The sequence below is a fragment of the Halomonas cibimaris genome, from assembly GCF_055379665.1.
Window position 1 is genome coordinate 1,696,515 of record NZ_AP043828.1, and the last position, 22,332, is coordinate 1,718,846.

General features: G+C 67.2%; 26 protein-coding genes. 19 read left to right on the top strand and 7 right to left on the bottom strand.

Features of this window, described 5'->3' with window-relative positions; genetic code table 11:
* Positions 1-15 precede the first annotated feature (15 nt).
* Entirely contained in the window at positions 16-219 is a 204-nt protein-coding gene (locus tag ACZ415_RS07905) for a hypothetical protein (protein ID WP_344704979.1), read from the bottom strand.
* Positions 220-520: 301 nt separating this feature from the next.
* Between ACZ415_RS07905 and ftsB the strand changes: the two genes are divergently transcribed.
* The 11 genes from ftsB (at position 521) to lpxL (ending at position 9,744) form a co-directional block, all read left to right on the top strand.
* Positions 521-802, top strand: a complete 282-nt coding sequence (gene ftsB, locus ACZ415_RS07910) for a cell division protein FtsB (RefSeq protein WP_344705155.1) — start codon at positions 521-523, stop codon at positions 800-802.
* Complete coding sequence (gene ispD / locus ACZ415_RS07915) at positions 799-1,491, top strand: 2-C-methyl-D-erythritol 4-phosphate cytidylyltransferase (RefSeq protein ID WP_344704978.1); 693 nt, start codon at positions 799-801, stop codon at positions 1,489-1,491. Before ftsB ends, ispD begins: the two co-directional genes overlap by 4 nt.
* A gap of 33 nt (positions 1,492-1,524) precedes the next feature.
* Complete coding sequence (ispF, locus tag ACZ415_RS07920) at positions 1,525-2,007, top strand: 2-C-methyl-D-erythritol 2,4-cyclodiphosphate synthase (protein WP_344704977.1); 483 nt, start codon at positions 1,525-1,527, stop codon at positions 2,005-2,007.
* Positions 2,004-3,059 carry a tRNA pseudouridine(13) synthase TruD gene (truD, locus tag ACZ415_RS07925; RefSeq protein WP_344704976.1) on the top strand — a complete coding sequence of 352 codons (1,056 nt, stop codon included), beginning with the start codon at positions 2,004-2,006 and terminating at the stop codon, positions 3,057-3,059. The genes ispF and truD overlap by 4 nt, the downstream gene beginning before the upstream one ends.
* A gap of 38 nt (positions 3,060-3,097) precedes the next feature.
* Entirely contained in the window at positions 3,098-3,844 is a 747-nt protein-coding gene (surE, locus tag ACZ415_RS07930) for a 5'/3'-nucleotidase SurE (RefSeq protein ID WP_344704975.1), read from the top strand.
* Positions 3,831-4,508, top strand: a complete 678-nt coding sequence (locus tag ACZ415_RS07935) for a protein-L-isoaspartate(D-aspartate) O-methyltransferase (RefSeq protein WP_344704974.1) — start codon at positions 3,831-3,833, stop codon at positions 4,506-4,508. Before surE ends, ACZ415_RS07935 begins: the two co-directional genes overlap by 14 nt.
* On the top strand, positions 4,505-5,491 hold the full coding sequence (locus tag ACZ415_RS07940) for a DUF368 domain-containing protein (protein ID WP_344704973.1): 987 nt from the start codon (positions 4,505-4,507) through the stop codon (positions 5,489-5,491). Before ACZ415_RS07935 ends, ACZ415_RS07940 begins: the two co-directional genes overlap by 4 nt.
* 4 nt (positions 5,492-5,495) lie before the next feature.
* Positions 5,496-6,536, top strand: a complete 1,041-nt coding sequence (locus ACZ415_RS07945) for a peptidoglycan DD-metalloendopeptidase family protein (protein ID WP_344704972.1) — start codon at positions 5,496-5,498, stop codon at positions 6,534-6,536.
* Positions 6,537-6,659: 123 nt separating this feature from the next.
* Positions 6,660-7,637: an RNA polymerase sigma factor RpoS gene (gene rpoS, locus ACZ415_RS07950; RefSeq protein ID WP_344704971.1), complete on the top strand. Its 978-nt coding sequence runs from the start codon at positions 6,660-6,662 to the stop codon at positions 7,635-7,637.
* A gap of 68 nt (positions 7,638-7,705) precedes the next feature.
* Positions 7,706-8,803 carry an alanine racemase gene (alr, locus tag ACZ415_RS07955; protein ID WP_344704970.1) on the top strand — a complete coding sequence of 366 codons (1,098 nt, stop codon included), beginning with the start codon at positions 7,706-7,708 and terminating at the stop codon, positions 8,801-8,803.
* 26 nt (positions 8,804-8,829) lie between these two features.
* Entirely contained in the window at positions 8,830-9,744 is a 915-nt protein-coding gene (lpxL, locus tag ACZ415_RS07960; protein ID WP_344704969.1) for an LpxL/LpxP family Kdo(2)-lipid IV(A) lauroyl/palmitoleoyl acyltransferase, read from the top strand.
* Positions 9,745-9,758: 14 nt separating this feature from the next.
* Here lpxL and ACZ415_RS07965 read toward each other — a convergent pair whose 3' ends face one another.
* Genes ACZ415_RS07965 through ACZ415_RS07975 form a run of 3 tightly spaced genes read right to left on the bottom strand, consistent with a single transcriptional unit; the run spans position 9,759 to position 11,919 of the window.
* Positions 9,759-10,181 carry an OsmC family protein gene (locus ACZ415_RS07965; RefSeq protein ID WP_344704968.1) on the bottom strand — a complete coding sequence of 141 codons (423 nt, stop codon included), beginning with the start codon at positions 10,179-10,181 and terminating at the stop codon, positions 9,759-9,761.
* 41 nt (positions 10,182-10,222) lie between these two features.
* Complete coding sequence (murU, locus tag ACZ415_RS07970) at positions 10,223-10,891, bottom strand: N-acetylmuramate alpha-1-phosphate uridylyltransferase MurU (RefSeq protein ID WP_344704967.1); 669 nt, start codon at positions 10,889-10,891, stop codon at positions 10,223-10,225.
* The gene (locus ACZ415_RS07975; protein WP_344704966.1) at positions 10,888-11,919 is read right to left on the bottom strand and encodes an aminoglycoside phosphotransferase family protein; all 1,032 of its coding nucleotides are present in this window, start codon (positions 11,917-11,919) and stop codon (positions 10,888-10,890) included. The genes murU and ACZ415_RS07975 overlap by 4 nt, the downstream gene beginning before the upstream one ends.
* A 70-nt stretch (positions 11,920-11,989) precedes the next feature.
* Between ACZ415_RS07975 and ACZ415_RS07980 the strand changes: the two genes are divergently transcribed.
* From ACZ415_RS07980 to ACZ415_RS08010, 7 genes are read left to right on the top strand one after another with little or no spacing between them, the layout of a single operon-like run.
* Positions 11,990-14,437, top strand: a complete 2,448-nt coding sequence (locus ACZ415_RS07980) for an LPS-assembly protein LptD (RefSeq protein WP_344704965.1) — start codon at positions 11,990-11,992, stop codon at positions 14,435-14,437.
* A 34-nt stretch (positions 14,438-14,471) separates the two neighbouring features.
* On the top strand, positions 14,472-15,521 hold the full coding sequence (locus ACZ415_RS07985; RefSeq protein ID WP_344704964.1) for a peptidylprolyl isomerase: 1,050 nt from the start codon (positions 14,472-14,474) through the stop codon (positions 15,519-15,521).
* A gap of 9 nt (positions 15,522-15,530) precedes the next feature.
* A complete protein-coding gene (pdxA, locus tag ACZ415_RS07990) occupies positions 15,531-16,577 on the top strand; it encodes a 4-hydroxythreonine-4-phosphate dehydrogenase PdxA (protein ID WP_344704963.1) in 1,047 nt (348 codons plus the stop codon).
* Positions 16,578-16,631: 54 nt separating this feature from the next.
* Positions 16,632-17,447 (top strand): 16S rRNA (adenine(1518)-N(6)/adenine(1519)-N(6))-dimethyltransferase RsmA, encoded by an 816-nt coding sequence (rsmA, locus tag ACZ415_RS07995; RefSeq protein WP_344704962.1) that lies wholly within the window; start codon positions 16,632-16,634, stop codon positions 17,445-17,447.
* Positions 17,448-17,494: 47 nt separating this feature from the next.
* The gene (gene apaG, locus ACZ415_RS08000) at positions 17,495-17,857 is read left to right on the top strand and encodes a Co2+/Mg2+ efflux protein ApaG (RefSeq protein WP_425552771.1); all 363 of its coding nucleotides are present in this window, start codon (positions 17,495-17,497) and stop codon (positions 17,855-17,857) included.
* Between the two features lie 24 nt (positions 17,858-17,881).
* A complete protein-coding gene (locus ACZ415_RS08005) occupies positions 17,882-18,703 on the top strand; it encodes a symmetrical bis(5'-nucleosyl)-tetraphosphatase (RefSeq protein WP_344704960.1) in 822 nt (273 codons plus the stop codon).
* Positions 18,700-19,845: a polynucleotide adenylyltransferase gene (locus ACZ415_RS08010; protein WP_344704959.1), complete on the top strand. Its 1,146-nt coding sequence runs from the start codon at positions 18,700-18,702 to the stop codon at positions 19,843-19,845. Before ACZ415_RS08005 ends, ACZ415_RS08010 begins: the two co-directional genes overlap by 4 nt.
* On the opposite strand, the gene ACZ415_RS08015 is transcribed toward ACZ415_RS08010, so the two are convergent.
* From ACZ415_RS08015 to tsaD, 3 genes are read right to left on the bottom strand one after another with little or no spacing between them, the layout of a single operon-like run.
* Positions 19,761-20,315, bottom strand: coding sequence for a 2-amino-4-hydroxy-6-hydroxymethyldihydropteridine diphosphokinase (locus tag ACZ415_RS08015; protein WP_344704958.1), 555 nt, complete (start codon positions 20,313-20,315; stop codon positions 19,761-19,763). The genes ACZ415_RS08010 and ACZ415_RS08015 overlap by 85 nt on opposite strands.
* Positions 20,312-20,689 (bottom strand): dihydroneopterin aldolase, encoded by a 378-nt coding sequence (gene folB, locus ACZ415_RS08020; RefSeq protein WP_344704957.1) that lies wholly within the window; start codon positions 20,687-20,689, stop codon positions 20,312-20,314. Before folB ends, ACZ415_RS08015 begins: the two co-directional genes overlap by 4 nt.
* Complete coding sequence (gene tsaD, locus ACZ415_RS08025) at positions 20,689-21,756, bottom strand: tRNA (adenosine(37)-N6)-threonylcarbamoyltransferase complex transferase subunit TsaD (RefSeq protein WP_344705153.1); 1,068 nt, start codon at positions 21,754-21,756, stop codon at positions 20,689-20,691. The genes folB and tsaD overlap by 1 nt, the downstream gene beginning before the upstream one ends.
* A gap of 224 nt (positions 21,757-21,980) precedes the next feature.
* Here tsaD and rpsU point away from each other — a divergent pair, with 224 nt between their 5' ends.
* Complete coding sequence (gene rpsU / locus ACZ415_RS08030; protein ID WP_017430978.1) at positions 21,981-22,196, top strand: 30S ribosomal protein S21; 216 nt, start codon at positions 21,981-21,983, stop codon at positions 22,194-22,196.
* Positions 22,197-22,332 lie beyond the last annotated feature (136 nt).

Below are 22,332 nucleotides of genomic sequence, written 5' to 3' on the forward strand. Positions count from 1 at the left end.
GTCGCGACCGGTCTCTTAAGGCGCAAGCCCCGGGTGCGATTTAAACCACTGGCGGTTTTCGTCTACCAGCGAAATCAGCGCGATGGGCACGTCGAAAATATCCCGGGCAAGCTCGGTCAGACGGTCAAAGCCCTCTGCTGCCGGCGTATCGAGGATGTCAAGCTGATGCAGGGCGTTGAGCCGTCGGCTTTCATAGGCGGGAATATCAGGCGCTTGCATGGGCGTTCCGGAAAATGGGCTGAGGACGTTACATGATAACGGCCAAAGGCGTGCCAACTTAAGCCTCGCCCGGCGGCGGCTGCGAAATTATCCGCCGGCGGCGTGGCCGTTTGCGCACGGTTGATGGCATAATGCGCCGCTTGCAGGCCGGTATGGGCCGGTGCCCATGTTTTCTTGGCAGGCGTATGCGGTGAGTGGCGAATCCCTCTATAAGTGGCGAATCCCTATGAGTGGCAAACCCCCTATGAGTGGCGAACCCCCGAATAGCAAGCCCCGGCATAGCGACCCCCAAAAAGCGCGGCTGCGCCAATGGCTGGTGCTGGGGCTTTGTGCTCTGCTGGCGCTGCTGCAGTATAAACTGTGGCTGGGGCGCGGCGGCGTGCAGGAATGGCGTCAGGTGCAAAGCCGCGTCGACGCTCAGGAAGCGGCCAACGCCCCCCTGCGCGAGCGCAATGCCCGGCTGGCCGCCGAGGTCAAGGACCTCAAAACCGGCCTGGCCGCCGTGGAAGAGCGCGCCCGCAGCGACATGGGCATGGTGCGTGCCGACGAGCAGTTTTTCTGGGTACCCGGAGCCGGCCAGTGAGCCGCCCGATCTGGCTGGTAGTGCCCGCGGCCGGGCAGGGGCGGCGCATGGGCGGTGACCGGCCCAAGCAGTATTTGCCGCTGGCCGGCCGGCCGATCATGGCGCACACCCTTGAGCGGCTCCATCAGGCGCTGCCTAACGCCCGGCTGGCGCTGTGCCTTGACGACGGCGACGCCTGGTTTGAGCCGGCCTGGGTGGCGTTTACCTGCTGGCAGCGCGTCACCGGCGGGGCAGAACGCATGGACAGCGTTCTCGGCGCGCTGCGCGCGGTGCCGGCCGATGACGACGATATTGTGCTGGTGCACGACGTAGCCCGGCCCTGCGTCAGCCCCGACGACGTGCGTGCGCTGGCGCGTGCCGCAGACAGCGACGACGGCGCGCTGCTGGCCATGCCGGTGGCAGACACCATGAAACGTGCCACGCCCGGCGGCGCCTGCGCGCGCACCGAGTCCCGGGCCGGGCTGTGGCATGCGCTCACCCCCCAGGGGTTTCGCTACGGCCTTTTGCGCCGCGCGCTGGAGCGCGCCGCCGCCGGCGGCCTGGCGGTGACCGACGAGGCCTCGGCGGTGGAAGCGCTGGGACGGCATCCGCGGCTGGTCGGCGGGCGGCGGGATAACCTCAAGGTCACCCATCCGGATGATCTGGCGCTGGCCGGGGCGATTCTGACAGCGCAGAACGCCTCGCTTTAATGTTTCTTTATCGTTGACTACCGGGAGATTGCCATGCGTATCGGCCACGGCTTTGACGTTCACCGTTTTGGCCCGGGTGACCATCTGATGATCGGCGGCGTGAAGCTGCCCTTTGACCAGGGGTTTGTCGCCCACTCCGACGGCGACGTGCTGCTCCACGCGCTGTGCGATGCGCTGCTGGGCGCCTGTGCGCTGGGCGACATCGGCCGCCACTTTCCCGACACCGACCCGGCCTGGCAGGGCGCGGACAGCCGCGCGCTGCTGCGCCGGGTGCTTGAGCTGGTGGAAAAGGAAGGCTTCACCCCGGTCAACGTGGACACCACGCTGATGGCCCAGGCGCCGAAAATGGCGCCGCATATCGACGCCATGCGCCGCGCTGTGGCCGATGACCTCAAGCTCTCGCTGGGGCAGGTCAACGTCAAGGCCACCACCACCGAGCGGCTGGGCTTTACCGGCCGCGGCGAGGGCATTGCCGCCGAGGCGGCGGTGCTGCTGGCACGGCGGGGCGACCTGTGAGCTGGGCGCGCTGCCTGGACGCCACGCTGGGCCCGCCGCGCCCCGGCGACTACCGCGCCGCACCGGAAGACTTTTTCGTTGATGAAGCCCTTGATTTTGCCCCGGAAGGCCACGGCGAACACCTTTGGCTGCGCATCGAAAAGCGCGAACAGACCACGCTTGACGTCGTCAGAGCGCTTGCCCGGCTGTGCGGCGTCACGCCGCGCGAGGTGGGCTATTCGGGGATGAAGGACCGCTTTGCGATCACCCGCCAATGGCTCAGCGTCCACCTGCCCGGCCGGGACGCCCCGGAGGCGCTGGAGGAGCGGCTGGCGGCGCTGGGCACCCGGGTGCTTGAGCGCGGCCGCCATCCGCGCAAGCTCAAGCGCGGCGTACACCGCAGCAACCGTTTTACCCTGCGCCTGACCGGCGAGGCTGCGGCCGCGGACGACGTTGCCGCCCGCTGGCAGGCGCTGTGCGCAGGCGGCGTGCCCAACTACTTCGGCCCCCAGCGCTTCGGTGCCGGCGGGCGCAACCTGGCCCGGGCCCGGGCACTGCTGGCCCGGGGCTGGCGCAAGCGCGACGACCGCCAGGGCATGCTGCTTTCCAGCGCGCGCAGCTTTTTGTTCAATGAGCTGCTGAGTGCGCGCTTGCAGGCAGACTGCTGGGCCACGCCGCTTGCCGGCGATACGCTGATGCTTGACGGCACCCAGAGCGTGTTCGCCGTCGAGCAGGTCGATGCCGAACTCGAACGGCGCGCCGCCGAGCTTGATGTGCATCCCACAGGGCCGCTGTGGGGAACAGAAGACGGCGCGGCAGACGCGGCCACACCCGCACAGCGCTTTGAGGCGCAGCTGGCGCGCGACTATCCCGTGCTTTGCGCGGGCATCGAACAGGCCGGCGCCAAAACAGGGCGGCGAGCGCTGCGCCTGCGGTTGGGCACGCCGGCGCTTGCACCGCTGGACGACGGCGGGGTGAGGCTTGAGTTTTCACTGCCTCGGGGCAGTTTTGCCACCGCTGTGCTGCGCGAGCTGATGGATCATCCGGATTTTGCCCCGCTGCCCGCCGTATAGGGCAGGGCAGCGAGGCCGGCCAGGACAAGGAGCCAACCATGCGGCGACTGCTGCTTTCCAACGACGACGGCGTTCATGCGCCGGGACTGCGAGCCCTGTACGACGGGCTGATTGCCCATGCCAAGGTGCGCGTGGTCGCCCCCGACCGCGACCGTAGCGGTGCCAGCAATTCGCTGACGCTTGCGCGCCCGCTTGCGCTTACCGCACTGGAAAACGGGTTTTACAGCGTCGACGGTACGCCCGCCGACTGCGTGTATCTGGGCGTTAACGGCGTCTGGGACGAAAAGCCCGATCTGGTGATTTCAGGCATCAACCAGGGCGGCAACCTGGGCGATGACGTGCTGTATTCCGGCACCGTGGCGGCGGCCATGGAAGGGCGCAACCTGGGCATGACCGCCATTGCGGTGTCGCTTTGCGGGCGGCGCCACTTCGACAGCGCCGCCCGAGTGGCGGCCACGCTTGTGGGCGCGGCGGGGAATCTGTCATTGCCGCCGCGCACGCTGCTCAACGTCAACGTGCCGGATCTGCCGTGGGAGGCTATCCGGGGCGTAAAGGTGACCCGCATGGGCTATCGCGGCCCGGCGGAAAAGCCCGTGGAAACCCGCGATCCGCGCGGGCGCACGCGCTACTGGATTGCCCCGGCAGGTGCAAACGCCGACGACGGCGAAGACACCGACTTTGCCGCCGTTGAGGCCGGCTGGGTATCGATTACCCCGCTGCAGATGGACCTGACGCGCCACCCGGCGCGCGCCGACGTGCAGGGCTGGCTGGATGCATTTGCCTGAATGCGATTCGCTCAGCCGGCGCGGGCGGGGCATGACCTCTCAGCGCACCCGCGACCGTATGGTCAAGCGGCTGGCGCGCCAGGGCATTGGCGATGCGCGCGTGCTTGAGCTGATGGCCCGGGAGCCTCGCCACCTTTTTGTCGACGAGGCGCTGGCCCAGCGGGCCTACGAAGACAGCTCGCTGCCCATCGGCTTTGGCCAGACGCTTTCCCGGCCGCTTACCGTCGCGCGGATGACCGAGCTTGCGGTGCAGGCCGAGCCCCGCCGGGTGCTGGAGCTGGGCAGCGGCTCGGGCTACCAGACGCTTTTGCTCTCAAGGCTGGTCGCCGAGGTGTATTCCGTCGAGCGCATTGCCGCACTGCATCGCCGGGCCGCCCAGCGCCTGGCATGGCTTGAGGCCCCGGCCCGGCTCAAGGTGGCCGACGGCACCCTGGGCTGGGCCGGCGCCGCGCCGTTTGACGCCATTGTGCTCACCGCCTGCGCGCGCACGCTGCCCCAGGCGCTGCTCGAGCAGCTCAGCGACGGCGGCGTGCTGATTGCCCCGGTGGCCACCGGCGACGGCGCACAGTCGCTGATTCAGGTGCGCCGAACGGGCCGTCTGTTTGAGCAGCGCCGTCTGGAAAGCGTGCGCTTTGTTCCCTTGCTGGAAGGAGTTGTGGAGTGAGCCGATCCGCGCTACGCGTATTTTTTACCGGCGCCGGCATGGGGGCAGCCGATGCAGTGCCCGGCGTGTCCGGCGGCACCATTGCCTTTATCAGCGGCTTTTACGCCGAGCTGATTCACACCATCCGCCAGTTTGGCCCGGGGGTGATTGGTGCCTGGCGGCGCGGCGGTGTGAAAGGCGCTGCCCGCCATTTGAATCTGGCGTTTTTACTGCCGCTGCTGGCCGGCGTGGCGCTGGCCGTCTTCAGCGTAGCGCATCTGACCGTGTGGCTGATGGCGGCGTACCCGCTGCTGCTGGACGGCTTTTTTTTCGGCCTGGTGGCCGCCTCGGCGCTGGTGGTCCACCAGGTCGGGGAGCGCTTTAGGTGGCGCTATCTGATCCTTCTGGGGCTAGGGCTTATGCTGGCCCGTGCGCTGCCGTCATTGATGCCGCTGATGCTCGCCGTGGACAGCGATGCGCTGATGCTGGTGCTGGCCGGCAGCATCGCCATCAGCGCGATGCTGCTGCCGGGCGTGTCGGGCAGCTTTCTGCTGCTGTCGATGGGGCTTTACGCCACCGTCATGCAGGCCGTGCGCGATCTTGACGTGCCGGTCATGGCGCTGTTCGGCGGGGGCTGTGTGATCGGGCTGATGCTGTTTTCACGCCTGCTGTCGTGGCTTTTACAGCGCCATCATGCCGCCACCATGCAGCTGCTGCTGGGGTTTATCCTGGGTTCGCTGCCGCTTCTCTGGCCGTGGCGCGAACTGGTACGCTATCAGCTAGGGCCGGACGGGCAGCTGATTCCTCTGGCGCATCGCCATCTGCTGCCCGGCGACTACGCCACCCTTACCGGCGCTTCAGCGCAAACCCTTGGCGTGCTGGGGCTGATGCTTGTCGGCGCGCTGCTGGTTGTGCTGTTGAATCGCCAAGCCAGGCGCGGCGCGCCCGCCAGCGGCGCCGCACCTGATGCTCACCGAACAAGCGCTGACCAACAGGAGACCTAGTCGCATGCGCAAGATTTTCGTGATGTCCGTGCTGGCCCTTGCCGTTGCCGGCTGCACCACCTCGCAGTCGCGCCCTTTAGTGCGCGATGTAACCGACGACGTGCGGCAAACGGCGCAAACCGCGCCGCAGTATACCGTCAAGTCAGGCGATACCCTCTACGGCATTGCCTGGGAGCACAACCTTGACTATCGCAACCTCGCCGCGCTCAACGATATCGCCCCGCCCTACAACATCTACCCGGGGCAGACCATTCGCCTGCGCGAAAGCGCCAGGGCCGGCCAGGCCCGGGGGCAAGCGTCGCCGGCGGCGAACGCCTCTGGCGGCGCGGTACGCGATGGCCTGGAGCCGTCGATAGCGGGCAATGCCGCGTCGGGCGGTGCCCAGACGCAGCAGGTGGACTGGCTGCTGCCTGAAAAGCCGGTCAGCAACGCCGGGCGGGACGCTCAGCCGGCGCCGGATCAGCCCGAAGCCGACAAGGGCAAAGCTGCCAAAAAAGCTGCCAAAAGCGAAAGCGACGCGCCCAAGCCCGCCGCCGAGCCGAAGACGAAGCCAGCGGCGAAGACGAGCAAAAACCAGGTGGCCAAGGCAGGCCAGAGCCAGGAAAAAACCGCCGGCGCCGCGGCGTCCACAACCGAGCAAAAGCGCGAACAGCGCCGTTATACGCCGGCCAAAAACATCGCCTGGCAGTGGCCGGTCAACGGCGAAGTGGTCGGGCGATTCGACGACGAAGGTAGCATCACGGCGGGCATTGATATCGCCGGGGAAAAGGGTCAATCTGTCAAAGCGGCCGGCCCGGGCATCGTGGTCTATGCGGGCAGCGGCGTACGCGGCTACGGTAATCTGGTATTGCTCAAGCACAACGATCAGTTCCTGTCGGCGTATGCGCACAACGATAGCTTAAGCGTTAGCGAAAACGACGTGGTCAAGGCGGGGGAAACCATTGCCACCATGGGCGATAGCGATGCGGAAAACGTCAGGCTGCACTTTGAAGTGCGTAAAGACGGCGAACCGCAAGACCCGCTTACCTATCTGCCTTCACGCTAGCCCATGACGGTCCGCCCGTTTGGCTGCCGCGTCGGCTAAAGCTGCCGGGGCCGCCGTAAAACAATAAAGGCCGGGTAGCTTCCGGCCAGCTAAAGCGCCGGGCGTGTGCTGGGGGGTAAAGGGATGAGCACGGTAGAGCAGGATTTCCAGGAAGTGGATCTAAGCGCGGTAGAGCAGGCGCTGGAAGAAAGGGACGCCACGCAGGCCGCCCGGGAAGCGGCGGCGTTTGAAAAGGCCCTTGGGCGCCAGGAGCGTTCCCACGGCCAGCGTTTGGATGCCACCCAGATCTATCTCAACGAAATCGGTTTTTCGCCGCTTCTTACGCCTCAAGAGGAAGTGTTCTACGGCCGCCTGGCGCGCCAGGGCGACCCGCTTGGCCGCTCGCGGATGATCGAATCCAACCTGCGGCTGGTGGTCAAGATTGCCCGGCGCTACCTCAACCGCGGCCTTACGCTGCTGGATCTGATCGAAGAGGGCAATCTGGGGCTGATTCGCGCGGTGGAAAAATTCGACCCGGAACGCGGCTTTCGGTTTTCCACCTATGCCACCTGGTGGATTCGCCAGACCATCGAACGGGCGCTGATGAACCAGACCCGCACGATTCGCCTGCCGATTCACGTGGTCAAAGAGCTCAATATCTACCTGCGCGCCGCCCGGGAGCTGACCCAGCGGCTGGATCACGAGCCCACGGCCGAAGAAATTGCCGCCCATCTGGACAAGCCGGTGGCGACGGTCAAGAAAATGCTGGGGCTCAATGAGCGGGTCTCGTCGGTGGACTATCCCGTCGGCGGGGACAGCGACAAGCCGCTGATCGATACGCTGGCCGACGACGATGACATCGGCCCGGAAGCCTCGCTGGTGGACGGCGACGTTAAACAGCACGTGGATGGCTGGCTTGACTCGCTGGCCGACAAGCAGCGCGAGGTTGTCGCCCGCCGTTTCGGCCTGCGCGGCCACGAAGCCGCCACGCTGGAAGACGTCGGCGCCGAAATCGGGCTGACCCGGGAGCGGGTGCGCCAGATCCAGGTTGAGGCGCTGAAAAAGCTGCGCCGGCTGCTGGAGCAGCAGGGGCTTTCGCTGGATGCCATCTTTGAAAGCTAGACGAACGGCTTTGAACGTTAAACGAACGGCGTTGAAAGCTAAAAGACATACGACAATACGAGAGATGCATGCGACCGTTGATCGCCCATATTGACCTTGATGCGCTGCGGCACAACTATCGGCTGGCGCGGCGCTGTGCGCCGTACAGCCAGTCCATCGCCGTTATCAAGGCGGACGGCTACGGCCATGGTGCGCTGGCCTGCGCCCGGGCGCTGGCAGATGAGGCCCCGGCGTTTGGCGTAGCGAGCCTGGACGAGGCGCGGGTGCTGCGGCGTGGCGGAATCGAGACGCCGATTGTGCTGCTGGAAGGCATCTTCAGCGCCGATGAGCTGGCGGAAGTGGACGCCCAGCGGCTGTGGATGGCCGTGCACAGTCGCTGGCAGCTCGACGCGCTTCAAGCCTATACGCCTGAAGCGCCGATCCCGGTCTGGGTCAAGGTGGATTCCGGCATGCACCGGCTGGGCTTTGCCCCTGATGAAGTAGAGGCGGTGTGGCAGGCATTGTGCGACGCCCCCCAGGTGGGCGAGCTGCACCTGATGAGCCACTTCGCCACCGCCGACGCCGCCGCAAGCGAGCACTACGCCCGCCAGCTGGCGTGCGTGAAAGACCTGGCCTGCCGGCTGGACGCGCCGCTAAGCCTGGCCAATTCGCCGGCGACGCTGGCCCACGCCGAGGCGCACGGCGCCTATAATCGCCCGGGCGTTATGCTCTACGGCAGCGATCCGCTGGAGCAGGCCAACGCCGTCTCGCGCGGGCTTGAGCCGGTGATGACCCTGCGCGCGGAAATCATCGCCCTTCGCACCGTCGGCCCCGGCGAGCGGATCGGCTACGGCGGGCGTTTCTGCACCCGGGCGCCCACCCGCGTTGCGGTCGTGTCGGCGGGCTACGGTGACGGCTACGATCGCCACGCCGCCGACGGCACGCCGGTGCTGGTGGAAGGCCGGCGCGCCACGCTTGCCGGCAAGGTATCCATGGATATGCTCACCGTGGACGTGAGCGATATTCCCGAAGCGCGCATCGGCAGCGAGGTGGTGCTCTGGGGGCGGGCGGCCAACGGCGCGGTGCTCTCGGTAGACGAGGTGGCGCGCCACTGCCAGACCATCAGCTACACCCTGCTGACCGGCGTGCTGCCCCGGGTGCCCCGGCGCTATCATCCGTCGCACTGATACGATCTCAGGGGCTACGCTGCTTCATGGCAAAATCGCACTATCCGCGCTCTTTCGCGCATCCGCGCTACTGGCTTACCTGGCTTGCCATCGGTGCCATGCACCTTGTTGCCTGGCTGCCCTGGCGGCTGAAAATGGCCGTGGGCAGCGGCATCGGCCGGCTGGCCTGGCGTGTGGTCAGGCGCCGGCGGCATATTACCGCCACCAACATTGCCCTGTGCTTTCCGGAAAAAAGCGCCGAGGCCCGGCGCCGGCTGGTCAAGGAGACCTTCATCGCCAACGGCATCGGGCTTGTGGAAACCGCCACTGCCTGGTGCCGCGATCCTGAGTCGCTGCGCCATCGCGCGGTCTATCTGGGGCAGGACAATATGGCGCGCGCCCGGGCGCGGGGCAAAGGCGTGCTGATCATCGGCGTGCATTTTTCCACCCTGGATATGGGCGGTGCGCTGCATTCGCTGTTTTTTCACGCTGACGCCGTCTACCGGCCCCACGACAATCCGCTGTTTGCGCGTTTCATGACCCGCTCGCGCACGCGCATCTTCAATGCGCTGATTGATCGCTACGATCTGCGTGGAGCGGTCCGGCGGCTGAAGGCCGGGCACGCCGTGTGGTATTCGCCGGATCAGGACTTCGGCCGCGCTGCCAGCGTGTTTGCGCCGTTTTTCGGCCAGCAGGCGGCCAGCATCAAGCTTACGGCCAAGATGGCGCGGATGACCGATGCTGCGGTGGTGCCGCTGATATTTCACCGTAATCCGGACAACGCCACCTATACCCTGGAGGCGCTGCCGGCGCTTGAGGATTTTCCCAGCGGCGACGACGTTGCCGATGCGGCGCGTATCAATGCCTTTATCGAGCAGGCAATCCGCCGGCATCCGGAGCAGTATCTCTGGCTGCACCGGCGCTTCAAGACCCGCCCCGAAGGCGAGGCGGGGGTTTACTGACGCGCGGTGATCGCTCAGGCGGCGTCGACGATCTCAAACGAATGGCTGACGTTGACGCCGCCGTTGGCCAGCATGATCGAGGCGCTGCAGTATTTTTCGGCGGAAAGCGATACCGCCCGCTGGACCAGGCTCTCCTTGAGCCCGCGGCCGGTCACGACAAAATGCAGGTGAATGTCGGTGAATACCGCCGGCACCGCATCGGCGCGCTCGGCGTTGATGTTCACCACGCAGTCGGTAGCCTCGGCGCGCGCCTTGTCGAGAATGTTCAGCACGTCAAAAGCGCTGCAGCCGCCCATGCCCATGAGCAGCATCTCCATGGGGCGCGGGCCGGTGTTGCGTCCGCCGTGTTCGGGGGCGCCGTCGATGACGACGCTGTGGCCGCTGCCCGATTCGGTGACAAACTGGCGGCCTTCGGTCCATCTTATCTGTGCTTTCATGTCTTGCTCCGTTGTGATTCATCAGGGGTGTTGTGAGCGTATCAGTTTCTGTGCTGACGCAGGTAGCGATCCAGCGCTGCCAGGCGCGCCGGCGTGCCCACGTCCACCCAGCGGGCGGTGACGTGCTCGCCGCTGACGCGCCCCTGGCGCGCAGCCGCCTGTAACCGCGGCGCCAGGGCAAAGGCGCCGGGCGGCTCGTCGGCCACCAGCGCCGGGTCGATCACGGCAAGGCCGGAATACGTCAGCCGCGCCTTGCCGTCCGGGCGTACGCGGCCGTCGCGCAGGCAGAAATCGCCGTCGGGGTGGTGCTCCGGGTTGTCCACCAGCAGCAGGTGTGCGAGATCGGGCTCGCCCAGCGCGCGAAAGTCGGGCAGGGCTTTGCACCAGACGTCGCCGTTGATCAGTAAAAAAGGCGCCTCGCCGAGCAGCGGCAGGGCAGCTTGAATGCCGCCGCCGGTTTCCAGCGGGGCGGCCTCGCGGCTGTAGCGGATGCGCAGGCCGAAGCGCTCGCCGTCGCCCAGCGCCTCAATGATCTGCTCGGCACGGTAGCTTACGTTGATCACCACATCGACAATGCCGGCGTCAGCCATGCGAGCCAGGTGGTGCTCGATCAGCGGCCGGCCGCCCACCGGCAGCAGCGGCTTGGGGCAGGTGTCGGTGAGCGGGCGCATGCGCGTGCCCAGCCCGGCGGCGAGAATCATCGCTTTCATGGCGCGGGCTCCGTTGCGGCGAGTTTGTCGTTTACCGCCGGGCGCAGTGTCTTTTCCACCCAGCGGGCGAAGGCGGCGTGCTCGGGCAGGGCAACAAGGCTATCGGCCAAATGGTCAACAAAGTGCGGCAGTCGCTCGAGGTAGCCGGTTTTGCCGTCACGCAGGGTCAGCCGGCAGAAAATACCCAGCACCTTGAGGGCCCGCTGGGCGGCCATGGCGTTGGCCTGATGGATAAAGGCCTCAACGCTTAGCGCTGCGCTTAGCCGGCCGTCGGCGCGTGCGCGATGGTAAAAGTGCGCCGCCAGGGCGTTGAAACCATCGCGGCTAAAGCGCCAGTAGCGCCCGCGAAGCAGCGAGACCAGATCGTAGCTGACAGGCCCGGCCACGGCGTCCTGAAAGTCGATCATGTACAGCGTGCTGCGGTGGGGCATCAGGTTCATGGCGTCAAAGTCGCGGTGGACGGCCACCGTGGGCTGGGCCAGCGCCTGCCCGATCAGCGCCTCGCCCAGCGGCGCGAGCTCGGCCGGCGGCGCGATGCCGAGCCAGCCATCCAGGCACCACTCGGGGAACAGCGCAATTTCGCGCTGCAGCAGCGCGGCGTCAAAGGCGGGCAGGCTGGTCGGGGCCACGCGGTTTTGCAGCTCGGCCAACAGCGCAATGGCGCGGCGGTGCTGGTGCATGACGGCTGTCTGATCGGTAAAAAGCGCCTGCAGCGGCGTGTCGCCCAGGTCTTGTAGCAGCAAAAAGCCGTCGTCAAGGTTGACGGCGTACAGAGCCGGCACCGGAAGGCCCGCGGCGGCAAAGCGCCGGGCCACGGCCACAAACGCGCTGCTGTCTTCCTGCGCGGGCGGGGCGTCCATAACGATCTGGCGAGTGTTGTCCGGCAGCGTCAGGCGAAAATAGCGCCGAGCGCTGGCGTCGCCGCCGGCGGGTGTCAGGTCAAGCTGCGCGGGCGGTACGCCGTGATGGCGCGCCACCCAAGCGGTCAGCTGCGTCCATCTGGAAAGCGGAAACCGGGAAGAGGACATGCAAGCTCCTTGCTGGTCGGGCATCATGCGGGCTGTATAATACGCCTTCTCGACGCCAAGGATAACGAACATGGGCAAGCGATTAATGCGCAAAGCGCCAGTTACGCAAACGCTCGCCGGCAGTGTACTGGTCGGGGCAGCGCTTACGGCGCATGCCCAGAGCGAGCCGCTGGCGGCCGAGGCGCTGGACTGGCAGCCGTGGCGTGGCGAACAGGCCGCCGGCCGGGTGTGCAGCGGGCGCTATGTGATGCCGGCCTACCGGCTGGAAAAACGGGCCGATCCCGACGAGATCGCAGTCGAAACCCGCCAGTCCGACTACTCCGCCGAGGGCGATGCGCTGCTGCGCGGCGACGTGGTGCTGCGCCAGGGAGACACCCAGCTGGAAGCCGAGCGCGTGTTCGTGCCAGGCAGCCGCGAGCGGGCCGACGCCGAGGGCAATCTCGCCCTGCGCGACGGCCGCGCGCTGGTGCGCGGCAGCGAAGCCACCCTCTCGCTTGTCAGCGATCGCGGCCGGGTAGAAAACAGCCACTACGTGCTCTACGCTGAGCGCCTGCGCGGCCAGGCCGAGCGCCTTGAGCAAATCGGCGAGCAGCAGTATCGCCTGCGCGATGCAAGCTTTACCACCTGCGCGCCGGGGGAAAACACCTGGCAGCTGGTGAGCAGCGATATCCGGCTGGATCAGAAAAGCGGCGTTGGCACTGCAAAGCACGCGCGGCTGGAAATCAAGGACGTGCCGGTGCTGTATTCGCCGTGGCTGCGTTTCCCCCTTGACGATCGCCGCCAGACCGGCCTGTTGACGCCGACCATCGGCTTTTCCAGCGACCAGCTGGACATTGCCCAGCCGTTTTACTGGAACATTGCCCCGAGCCGCGACGCCACTATCATCCCGCGCTGGATCAGCGACCGCGGGCTGCTGCTTGGCGGAGAGTATCGCTACCTGAACGAAAACAGCCGGGGCAAGCTGGAAGGCGCCTGGCTCAGCGATGACCGCGGCGGCTCCGGCGGCGATGCCAACCGCTACGAAGGCGAAGATCGCTGGTACGTTGAAGCCCGCCATGCCGGGCGCGTCTCGCCGCGCAGCCGCTATCAGCTGCGCTACGGCGCGGCCAGCGACGGGCGCTACTTTGACGACTTCGGCAGCAAATTCGGAGACAGCGACCGCTACGGCATGGAGCGGCTGGCGCAGATCGACTACCGCGGCGACACCTGGCGGCTTGACGCCCGAGCCCAGGGCTATCAGCGCCTGGATGATCCCTTAAGCGACAGCGACAAGCCCTTTTATCGCTTGCCCAGCCTCACCGCCGACGCCCGCTGGCAGCTGGGCCACGGTTTTTATAGCCAGTGGCACTCCAGCGCCACCTATTTCTGGCGCGACGTGGATGAAACCCGGGTGCCGGTGCGCGAAGCCGCCACCGGCACCCGGGTGCATCTGGCCCCGGCGCTGGGCGCACGCTTTGAGCGCCCCTGGGGCTATGTGGAACCGCGCACTGAGCTTTGGAATACCGCCTATACGCTGGACTACGGCCGGCGCGAGACCCGCCGCGATACCTCGCCCACCCGCAGCGTGGCCGTCAGCTCCATCGACGCCGGCCTGACCTTCGAGCGCGAGCTGACCCTTGGCGGCAACGGCTATCGACAAACCCTTGAGCCGCGGCTGAACTACGCCTTCGTGCCGCGCACCGACCAGCGCGACCTGCCCGAGTTCGACAGCCGCGAGCGGGCGTTTTCCTGGGGGCAGCTGTGGTCGCCCCATCGGTTTTCCGGCCAGGACCGCGTGGGCGATCTCAATCGCCTGTCGCTGGGCCTGCAAACGCGCCTGCTTGAAGACGATAGCGGGCGCGAAAAACTGTCCGCCGGTATCGGCCAGAGCGTGTATTTCGCCGACCGCCGGGTCGGGCTTGACGGCCGCGACGACGCGGTGCGCCCGGTAGAGAATGCCGATGACAATGCCCAGCGCGACTACTATCAGGCCACGCGCGACCGCTCGCCGCTGGTTTCGCGGCTGGACTGGCAGATCAACGGGCGCTGGAGCACCGGTGCCCAGTGGCTTTACGATGACCATCGCGACGCCACCGAGCGCTCAAGCGTCGATGTGCGCTATCGCCACCCGGACGGCCACGTGGTCAACCTGGGCTATCGCTGGGAGATCGAAGGCTTTGATCCCGGCATTGAGCCCGGCGACGACGCCTATAACGACTACGACCGTGAAGAGTGGGATCTTTCCTTTGCCTGGAACGCCAGCCCGGCGATTGATTTGATTGGCCGCTACCTGCACGATCAGACCAACGACCGCCCCCTTGAACAGCTGGCCGGCGTGCAGTGGAACAGCTGCTGCTACGGGCTGCAGGTTGTGTGGCGCCGCTGGGTGGACGACAACGATACCGCACGCATCCGCGACGACTTCAACGACCGCGGGCTGTTTCTGCGCTTTGTGCTCCACGGTCTGGGCGGGGCAGGCCAGAACGCCGACAGCTACTTTGAACGAACCATTCCGGGCTATCGCCCGCCGGCGCTTTAGTCCCGGCGGCCAGGCCCCAAGAGAAAAATACGCTATGACCAAGACAACGCCCCGGCGTCTGCGCGCCGCTTTGTGTATGACAACGCGCCCGGCTTTGCTGGCGGGTACGCTTTCGCTGTGCCTGGGCGCCGGCGGCATGCTCGTGCCGCAGTCCGCCGGCGCCCAGCCGCCAGCGCGCGACGCCCCGGCCAGCACCCAGCGCCAGCAGCTGGACCGCGTGGTGGCCGTGGTCAACGACGGCGCGATCATGCATAGCGAGCTTGAAGATCGCCTCGCCCAGGTGGCCCGGCGGGCCCGGGCTCAGGGCGGCGGGCTGCCGCCGCGTGACGAGCTCAAACAGCAGGTGCTGGAGCGTATGGTGCTGGAAGAAATCCAGCTGCAGATGGCGGTCGATGCCAATCTGAGCGTCGACGATACCCGGCTCAACCGCCAGCTGCGCGGCATTGCCGAGTCCAACGGCTTGACCCTTGACGGCTTTGCTGATCGGCTGGAGGCGGAAGGTTCAAGCCTGGGCCGGGTGCGCGAGCAGGTGCGCCGGGAGATGCTGATGCGCAAGGTGCAGCAGCGCCAGATCGGCCAGCGGGTGTCGATCAGCAACCGCGACGTGGAGCGCACGCTGCAGCGCCAGGGCAGCGAAAGCGGCGTCGTTGAAGAAGTCCGCGCCCGGCATATCCTCATCGAAGTGACGCCCCAGCGCAGCGAGCGCGCCGCCCGAGCGCTGGCCGACAAAGCGCGCCGGCGCATTGCGCAAGGTGAAAGCTTTGCCGCGGTGGCCCGCGAGCTCAGCGATGACGACGGCAGCGCGCTTAACGGCGGCGAGCTTGGCTGGCTGCGCCCGGGCCAGACGGTGCCCGCCTTTGACGATGCCCTGGGTTCGCTGGCAAAAGGCGAGCTCTCTCAGCCCGTGCGCTCCCAGTTCGGCTTTCATCTAATCGAAGTCGAAGACCGAAGGCGCCAGCGCGTCGACCCGCAAGCGCAGCGAGATCAGGCGCGCCAGGCCATCTTTCAGCGCCGCGCCAATGAAGAGCTCAGCACCTGGAAGCGCGAGCTGCGCTCCCGGGCGTTTGTCGATATTCGGCTGTAGGGGGGCGCCATGGCAGAGTCGACAGATGCGCCCTTGCCGGTGGCGATTACCACCGGCGAACCGGCAGGCATCGGCCCGGAGCTGACGCTTTCGCTCGCCGCTGACGCCGCACTGCCGGCGGCAAGCGTTGCCGTGGGTGATCCGGCCATGCTCGCCGAGCGCGCCACCGCGCTGGGGCTTGAGGTAACGCCGGTAGTGTGCCGCCCGGGCGAGCCGCTGCCCGCAGGCCCGGGCGTGCTGCCGGTGTGGCCGGTGGCGCTTCGCGCGCCGTGCACGCCCGGCGTGCTCGACCCGGCCAACGCCGGCTATGTGATCGCCACGCTGCAGGCCGCGGTGGCTGCCTGCCGCGCCGGCCAGGCGGCGGCCATGACCACAGCCCCCCTGCACAAGGGCGTGATCATCGACGGCGGCTTTAGCGGCTTTACCGGCCATACCGAATGGCTGCGCGACGCCTGCGGCGTACACGAAGTCGTTATGCTGCTGGCAACCGATCGCGCTCTGCACGCCAGCCGCGCCGACGGCGGCGGGGCCGATTTGCGCGTGGCGCTGGTCACCACCCACTTGCCGCTGCGCGAGGTGGCCGACGCCGTCACCGCTGAGCGCATTCAGCGCGTAGCGCGGATTCTGGCGCACGACCTGCGCGATCAGTTCGGCATTGCCGCGCCGCGCATCGCGGTGTGCGGGCTCAACCCTCACGCCGGCGAGGGCGGCCATCTGGGCCGTGAAGAGCTTGACGTGGTGATCCCCGCGCTTGACGCGCTGCGCGCCGAGGGGCTGGACATCCGCGGCCCCTATCCGGCGGATACCCTGTTTACCCCGCGCCATCTGGCCGGCGTTGACGCGGTGCTCGCCATGTATCACGACCAGGGCCTGGCGGTGCTCAAGTACGCCGGTTTCGGCAACGCCGCCAACATTACCCTGGGCCTGCCGCTGGTGCGCACCTCGGTAGACCACGGCACCGCGCTGGACCTTGCCGGCAAGGGGGTGGCCTCGCCGTCGAGTCTGGGCGTGGCCGTGGCTCTGGCGCGCCGGCTTGCCGATCAGCGCGCCGGCTGATGCCGGCCCGCTTATTTTTATCGCTATCGTTTATTACCCCGGGAATTTCGCTTCATGTCATCAGCGCTGCATCACCGCGCCCGCAAACGCTTCGGGCAGAACTTTCTCCGCGACACCGGCGTCATCGAGCGCATTGTCGGCGCGATTCATCCGCGCGGCGAAGACCGCCTGGTGGAAATCGGCCCCGGTCAGGGCGCGCTTACCCAGCCGCTGCTGGATGCCGCCGGCAAGCTGGAGGTGATCGAGCTTGACCGCGACCTGATCCCCGGCCTTCGCGTGCAGTTTTTCAACTATCCGGGCTTTGTCATCCACGAAGGCGACGCTTTGAAGGTTGACTTCGCCGAGCTCAAAGGCGACGGCCCGGCGCTGCGGGTGGTGGGGAATCTGCCCTACAACATCTCCACGCCGCTGATTATCCACCTGCTGGGGGCGGGCAGCGCGATTGCGGATATGCATTTTATGCTGCAAAAGGAAGTGGTCGAGCGGCTGGCGGCCGTGCCCGGCGGGCCGAACTGGGGCCGGCTTTCGGTGATGGCGCAGTACTACTGCCGGGTAGAGCAGCTGTTCATCGTCCCGCCCGAGGCCTTTGTGCCGCGCCCGGCGGTGGACTCCGCCATTGTGCGCTTTACCCCCCATGCCGAGTTGCCCCACCCGGCACACGACCCGGCGCTGCTGTTTGATCTGGTCAAGCAGGCATTCGGCCAGCGGCGCAAGACGCTGCGCAACAACCTCAAAGGCCGGGTCAGCGCTGAGACGCTGGAAGCGCTGGGCATCGATCCCGGCCGCCGCCCCCAGACGTTGACGCTGGAAGAGTTTGTGCGGCTGGCCAACGGCGTGGCCCAGAGCGCCGCTCAAGGAGGCCGGCTGTGAACGCCAACAGCGCAGCCAAAGGGAACAGGGCTTCGGCCGGCGCGTCGATTCGCATTAGCGTGACGCCGCGCTACCGCGAGCAGCTGTCCAGCGCCGCCGAGGCGCGCTACGTCTTCAGCTATACGGTGACCGTGCGCAACGAAAGTGACCGCAGCGTGCAGCTGCTGGCGCGCTACTGGAAAATCACCCAGGGCAGCGGCGAGGTCCACGAAGTGCGCGGCAAGGGCGTTATCGGCCAGCAGCCGCTGATCGGCCCCGGCCAGCGCTTTCGCTATACCAGCCGCGCGGTGCTCGACACGCCGGTAGGCACCATGGAAGGCGCCTATACCCTGCTGGACACCACCACCCAGCGGCCCTTTGATGCGCCGGTGGCGCTGTTTCGCCTGGCCCAGCCGGCCGCGCTTCATTAACCCGGCGCTTAGGAGCGATATTACGTGAGTACCTATGTCATCGGCGATCTGCACGGCTGCCACGCATCGTTTGTAGCGCTGCTGGAGGCGCTGTCGTTTGATCCGCGCCGGGATCAACTGTGGCTGGTGGGAGATCTGGTCAACCGCGGGCCGGACTCGCTTGCCTGCCTGCGCGAAGTCAGCGCGCTGGGCGATTCGGTGCGCTGCGTGCTGGGCAACCACGACCTGCACTGCCTGGTGGCGGCGCGCAGCGGCAACGTCAAGCCGCACAGCGCCTTTGGCGATATCGTCGGCGCCGGCGACGGTGCGGCACTGCTGGACTGGCTGCAGTCCCAGCCGCTGACGGTGCGCCAAGACAGCCGCCTGATGGTGCACGCAGGGATTATGCCGGCGTGGAGCCTGGATCAGGCCGTTGCCCTGGCCGCCGAGGTGGAGGCCGCGCTTGCCGGCGAGCAGGCCGGGGCGTTTCTCGCGCGGCTGTTCGGCGATGAGCCGCGGCGCTGGCATGAAGATCTTGAGGACATGGACCGGCTGCGCTGTATCGTCAACGTCACCACGCGCATGCGCTTTATCAGCGCCCGGGGCGAGCTGGACTTTACCGGCAAGCGCGGGCTGGAAAGCGCGCCGCCAGGCTATAAGCCGTGGTTTCAGTTTCCCCGGGATGATAACGCCACGCTGCTGTTCGGCCACTGGGCCGCACTGGAAGGCCAAACGCCGGGGGCGCGGGTGGACGCCCGGGCGCTGGATACCGGCTGCGCCTGGGGCGGCACGCTGACCGCCCTTGAGCTGGAAACCGGCCGGCGCACCGCGGTGCCCGGCCATCACCGCCGGGAGACAACCCCGTGAAGCCATCACCCTCAGCGCGGCAAAAGCGCCCCGAAGACGGGCTTGAGGTGTACCGGGTAGGCGGTGCCGTGCGCGACGCGCTGCTGGGCCGCCCGGTGTGGGATAACGACTGGGTGGTAGTAGGTGCTACGCCCCAGGCCATGCGCCGGCGCGGCTTTACGCCCGTGGGCAAGGACTTTCCGGTGTTTCTCCATCCGGACACCGCCGAGGAGTACGCGCTTGCGCGCACCGAGCGCAAGGCCGGCCACGGCTACTCGGGCTTTACCGTCTACGCAAGCCCTGATGTCACCCTGGAAGACGACCTGATCCGCCGGGATCTCACCGTCAACGCCATGGCCGAAGCCCCGGACGGCACGCTTGTCGATCCCTACGGCGGCCGCGACGATATCGACGCGCGGCTGTTGCGCCACGTCTCCGCGGCGTTCAGCGAAGACCCGCTGCGCGTGCTGCGCACCGCGCGCTTTCTGGCCCGCTACGCGCCGCTTGGCTTTGCCATCGCCCCGGAAACTCAGACGCTGATGCAAGCCGTCAGCCAAAGCGGCGAGCTTGAACACCTGGCCGCCGAGCGCGTGTGGGTCGAAAGTGAAAAAGCCTTGGGCGAGCCGTGCCCTGAAGCCTATTTTCGCGCGCAAAACGACTGCGGCGCGCTTGCCGCCTGGTGGCCGGAGCTGGCCGCAGCCGGGCTTGAAGCCTGCCTTGGCGCCATGCAAACCGTGCCCGACTGGCCGGCTGTGCCGCTGGCCCACTGGCGCTACGCCAGACTTGTCACCCCGCTTGAAAAACGCGCGCGCGAAGCCCTGGCCGAGCGGCTGAAGCTGCCCCGGGCGGTGAGCGATCTGGCCCGCCACAGCGCGGCCACCGCGCGGCTGGTGGCCCGCCCGCTGGCGGCAGAGGACGTGATGGCTTGGCTGGACGGCCAGGACAGCTGGCGCCGGCCCGAGCGCGCCCGGGCCCAGCTTGCGCTGGTCAAGGCGCTGGCACCCGAGCGCCACGCAGCGCTTGAGCAGGCCTTTGAGCAGGCCGCCGCGGTCAGCCCCCGGGCGCTGATGGCCGAGGGCTACAAGGGCGCGGCGCTGGGCAAACAGATCGGCGTGAGCCGGGGCGAGGCCGTGGCCCGGGCGCTGGCCCAAAGCTCGGCGTAGGTTTCACCGCTACGGGGGTGGCGGGCGTGGGGCACAAGCTCCGCCAGCGGGCGCAGCACAAAGGCGTACGCGGTGATTTCCGGGTGGGGCAGGGGAATGGCCCGCCCGCCGGGCCCGGCAAACTCGCCGCACAGCTCGCCCACGGCGAGCAGGTCAATGTCGATGGGATGGGTGGCGGCCCCGGCGCTTTGGGGTAGCCGCCCCTGGGCGCGCTCCTGGGCCTTGCTCCAGCGTTTGATCTCCGCCGGCTCGGCGTCGCTTTCAAACGCTACGGCCATGTTGTGGAAGATCGGGCTGTGAAAGGCCGGCAGCGAGCTCGCCTCAACGCTATTGATATCCGCGCTTTGATACACCGTTGACGCCCGAACGTTGCCAAAGCGCGTCTCCAGGGCGTCCAGGCAGCGGCGCAGATTGGCAAGCGCATTCTCGTTGCTGCCAAGGCCCAGCAGTACCCGCCGCGGCTCGCTCACGCGCCGTCTCTTTCAGATGGAGCCAAGCGGCCCCGGGTTATGTTCAGCCCCACGTTGGCCGCCGCCGGCACCGCGCCAGGCTTGCGCAGGGTAAGCGCCATGCCGGCAATGCCGAACTCTTCGCGCAGGGTGGCGACCAGGCGCTCGGCGAAGGTTTCCACAAGCTCAAAGTGGTGCTCGGCGGCAAAGCGCTGGATGCGCTCGCTGATCGCGGCGTAGTCCAGCGTCAGCGCCAGATCATCGGTGGCCGCGGCGGGGCGGATGTCGGTGGCCAGCTCCAGATCCAGGCTCAGGCGCTGCTTGATGGTGCGCTCCCAATGGTAGACGCCGATCACGGTGTCCACTTCCAGCGCTTCGATCAGTATGCGGTCCATTAGCGCGTCTCCGCGGCGGGGGCGCGCTGCGGGGCGCGTAGCTGCTCCAGCGGCCAGCGCGGGGTGGCCTGCATCTGCCCGGTCTCGTCGCGTTCGCCGGCGGCCAGGCGCTTGGCGCCGACGTAGGCGATCATCGCGCCGTTGTCGGTGCAAAAGCGCCCGCGCGGATAAAACGCGGTGGCCCGGCGTTTGGCGCAGGCGTCATCCAGCCCCTGACGCAGGCGCACGTTGGCGCTGACGCCGCCGGCGACCACCAGCCGTTTAAGGCCGGTTTGATCCAGCGCCCGGCGGCACTTGATGGTCAGCGTATCCGCCACGGCGTCTTCAAAGGCCCGGGCGATGTCGGCGCGGCCCTGTTCGGTCAGCTCGCCGGCGGCGTCCAGCTTGCGGATGGCGGTGAGGGTGTGGGTCTTCAGCCCCGAGAAGCTGAAGTCCAGCCCCGGACGGTCGGTCATCGGCCGCGGGAAGCGAAAGCGCGCAGGGTCGCCCTGCTCGGCCAGCGCGGCCACGCGGGGGCCGCCGGGGTAGGGCAGGTCGAGCATCTTGGCGGTCTTGTCGAAGGCCTCGCCGGCGGCGTCGTCCACGGACTCGCCCAGCAGGCGGTACTCGCCAAGGCCGCGCACCTCCACCAGCTGGGTGTGCCCGCCGGAGACCAGCAGCGCCACAAAGGGAAAGGCCGGGGCCTTTCGCTCAAGCATCGGTGCCAGCAGGTGGCCTTCCATGTGGTGTACGCCAAGGGCGGGAATGCCCAGCGCCCGGGCCATGCCGTGAGCGGTCGCTGCCCCCACCATCAGCGCGCCCACAAGCCCGGGGCCGGCGGTATAGGCAACCCCGTCAAGATCGCCGCGGGCCATGCCGGCCTCACCGAGCACCTGCTCGATCAGCGGCAAAAGCTTGCGCGTATGATCGCGGGAGGCCAGCTCCGGCACCACGCCGCCGTACTCGGCGTGCATGGCGACCTGGCTATACAAGGCGTCGGCCAGCAGACCGTCGCCGCCGTCAAGCGCGGTGTCGTAAACGGCCACGCCGGTTTCATCGCAGGACGTTTCAATGCCCAGTACGCGCATAGCGGATTTTCCTGTGACGTAAAGATCAAAAGGCAAAGGCGGCGAGTCTAGCATTTTCATGCCTTTTCGTTGAGTGAAAACGTCGGGCGCGTTTGCAAAAAACGGGTGTCACTACTAGAATACGGTGCGCTGTAAAACCAGATCGTGCACGAAAGGTGTCTAACGCGCCTTGCGCGTGTACGGACTATCCGAAATCAAGACTCCTTAAGGTAGGTGAGTGCTTAATGCCTTCTGTAAAAGTACGCGATAACGAGCCGTTTGACGTCGCCCTGCGTCGTTTCAAGCGTTCCTGCGAAAAAGCCGGCGTTTTGTCCGAGGTCCGTCGTCGCGAAAGCTACGAAAAGCCGACGGCCGAGCGCAAGCGCAAGGCGGCAGCCGCGGTCAAGCGTCACGCCAAGAAGCTTCAGCGTGAGCGCAAGCGGTTCGAACGGCTCTATTGATCCGTACGGCAAGGGCGCGCTCTGGCCGCTCTTGCCTGGAAGGACTGCGAACGGCCGCCGCTCGGCGGCCGTTTGTATTTACCCGTCAGATGTAATACGCATAATTCCCCGCCGACGGGCTGCGGTGATGCCATGG